General features: G+C 36.7%; 3 protein-coding genes. All 3 read right to left on the reverse strand.

The features are described 5' to 3' along the window. Positions 1–92: 92 nt before the first annotated feature. A complete protein-coding gene (locus G577_RS0110250; protein WP_028791081.1) occupies positions 93–1,073 on the reverse strand; it encodes a nuclease-related domain-containing protein in 981 nt (326 codons plus the stop codon). A gap of 106 nt (positions 1,074–1,179) precedes the next feature. Then, positions 1,180–1,419 (reverse strand): GlsB/YeaQ/YmgE family stress response membrane protein, encoded by a 240-nt coding sequence (locus tag G577_RS0110255; RefSeq protein ID WP_028791082.1) that lies wholly within the window; start codon positions 1,417–1,419, stop codon positions 1,180–1,182. A gap of 22 nt (positions 1,420–1,441) precedes the next feature. Then, positions 1,442–2,419 carry a polysaccharide pyruvyl transferase family protein gene (locus G577_RS0110260; RefSeq protein WP_081675768.1) on the reverse strand — a complete coding sequence of 326 codons (978 nt, stop codon included), beginning with the start codon at positions 2,417–2,419 and terminating at the stop codon, positions 1,442–1,444. Positions 2,420–2,597: the final 178 nt, after the last annotated feature.

Genomic DNA, 2,597 nt, shown 5'->3' on the forward strand with positions numbered 1-2,597 from the left:
TTCTTTATCCAATTTCTCATTATTGATTAAAAGTTTTCGTTTTCTTTAGTCATTTTTTCGTTATTGATTAACGAATTCTCGTTTATCTCTGGCTACTTCCACGTTTTCCTGTGTTCTAATCGCTTAAAGTATTCCATGTCATCTTCAAACCAATAATCAAATATTAGCCCTTTATTTTCGTGCCCAAAACGTTTTTTCGTTGTAGACTGGATAGCAATAAAGTATTTATGAAGTATATACTTCAAATACGCTTCTTGTAAGTCTTTTCCAAAAAAGTTTTTTAATCCTTTTAATCTAAGTTCTCGATCGTGAAAGAGGACGCCATATTCAGTGATGGTCCGCGCATAAGCTATTGCTTTTACTTCTTCATGTCCACAACTACAGATCACTTTATGTTTATTTTGCCGAGTTTTAAACTGATGACAACGTGGGCAGCAAATCCCTTTTTGCAAGTGCTTTTCTTCATCTAGCGTTAATTGGCGTTTCGTGCGAAATGCCTCTATTTGATACTGCAACAATACGGATTGCAAGTGCGGATAACGCTCTTCCAGTGCTTGTTTGTTTAATTCCAATAACCACGACGGAATTTCATTGAACGTTAATACCCTTTCGGAAATGTTATCTTTTATTTCGATATTTGAGTCTGGATTTAAAAAGGCCAAGACGCCTCTTACTTGTACATCCATTTGGTGTTCTTTGAATATATTTTCAAGCACTCGAACGGCTCTGCGTAGCTGATCTAAAATATTTGTTGGTAGTTTTTTCCCACCACGTTGCCAACTGTTATTTTGTAAAATATAGTTTCCTTGATAGAACTTCATATCGATAATATAGACGATGTTTCCTACGATTAGGATTTTATCGATTTGAACGATAACGGATTGGTACTGCAAAGTAATGTCATCGATAATCGTTACCTTTCCAAGTAAAAAACTTTCAACCAGTTTATCCATTTGCTGCTCTCCGAGAAACCCTCTTTGCAATCTTAATAGCGCCCTTTGTTCTTCTTCATCCAATTGTTTGCGTTTGCCTGCTATTTCTAGCCATTGTAATTCATGCGACTTTTTCCTCATTTCATGCCTCCTAATAAAATTATCTTTCACTATTAAGTACGCAAAAAATGAGCAAATCTTTTTTTCATAAAAAAAGACCTACTGAAAAATTCAGTAGGCCACGCTTTTATCTTCTACCTAGGAAAAAGGAAACAACGGCTACAACGATAACCGCTCCGATAATCGATGGGATTAACGCCATTCCACCAAGGGAAGGGCCCCAACTTCCTAGAATTGCTTGACCGATAGATGAACCAATAAGTCCTGCGATCACGTTAAAAATGATGCCTGATCCACCTCTATTTGTAATAGCGCCAGCGATTGCACCAATGATGCCACCGACAATGATTGTCCAAAGCCAACCCATAGTTAACAACTCCTTTTATTTTTTAATTTTTGATCAAATCGATCAACGTATTATAACTATGCGAAAAATCAAGTGCATAGGAATGATCATATTTTTTTAAATCCTCGACCATTTCTGTTAATTTTTTAGGATCTGATTCAGTTGTGTGTTGGATATAATCCAAGTCTTCAAGCCAGTTATAGTAAAACGCACTTGCTTTACCATAGTTGTTATCAAATACAAGACATGGCGTTTGCGTAATAACAGAAAAAATCATGCCATGCAAACGATCGGTAACCACGACTTTATTTGCCTTGATTTGGTCTAATTTAAGCGTCAATAACCAATCCCGCTCAGATATCCTTACAATATCAAGGGGAGGATCTGCATCCGTTTTTACATCATAAGCTTTAAAAGAAAGCACAGTATCCGTTGGTTCTACTTCTTCGCCAGCATTTTCCAAGCTGTTGGTTAGTTGCGCTATTAATTCATCTGATGTGACTTTTTCAGCATCCTTACGCATGATAAACAACGTACCGTCTCGCTCAAACTCAGGGCGTTTTGGTTGTAGAAATAAAACCATATCAGATGTGAGAATGGCATTTACCTCAAAATGTTCTTTGAAATAATTTAGTGTTTGCGTGTCTCTTGCAACAAGGGTCAAATTAGGATTCTTGTTATAAGCTTCTTGGCTTTTTCTTAATTCCTCTTGTCCTTCTTCTGTGTCTTCAAAATAAACAGACTGAGGAAAAGAAATCGTCTTGTTGTTAACAAAAGTAGAAAACACTTTGCGTCGCGGGATTTCATGCGCTATGTGTAAATTACCAATATTCCCACCGCCGACATAGCCAATCATGTCATCAGGGCGCAGTAATGGTAATAACTCCTCGATCGCTTGGTCCGTTTGTGGTTCGGTAATTTCAATGTAGACTATTCCCGGAAAGTTTTCTGCAAAAAATCTCTTTTGTGCTTCACTAACCGCTAAATCGCCTAAATTATTATAAATCGGTGTTCCAAACATATAAAAACGTTGTCGATCTTCAGGTAACTGCTTAATTAACTCGGTTAAAGAAAGTTGTCCTAAGGTGTAAGCAAAATTTAAATGCTGGATTTTATAATGAAGTTAGCCACCTGGCTAACATATAAAAAACGCCATGTGAATTTCATGTTATATTGAAGTTACCACTAACTCTCAATAG

The sequence above is a fragment of the Tetragenococcus muriaticus DSM 15685 genome (genome assembly GCF_000423785.1).
Taxonomy (GTDB): Bacteria; Bacillota; Bacilli; order Lactobacillales; family Enterococcaceae; genus Tetragenococcus; species Tetragenococcus muriaticus.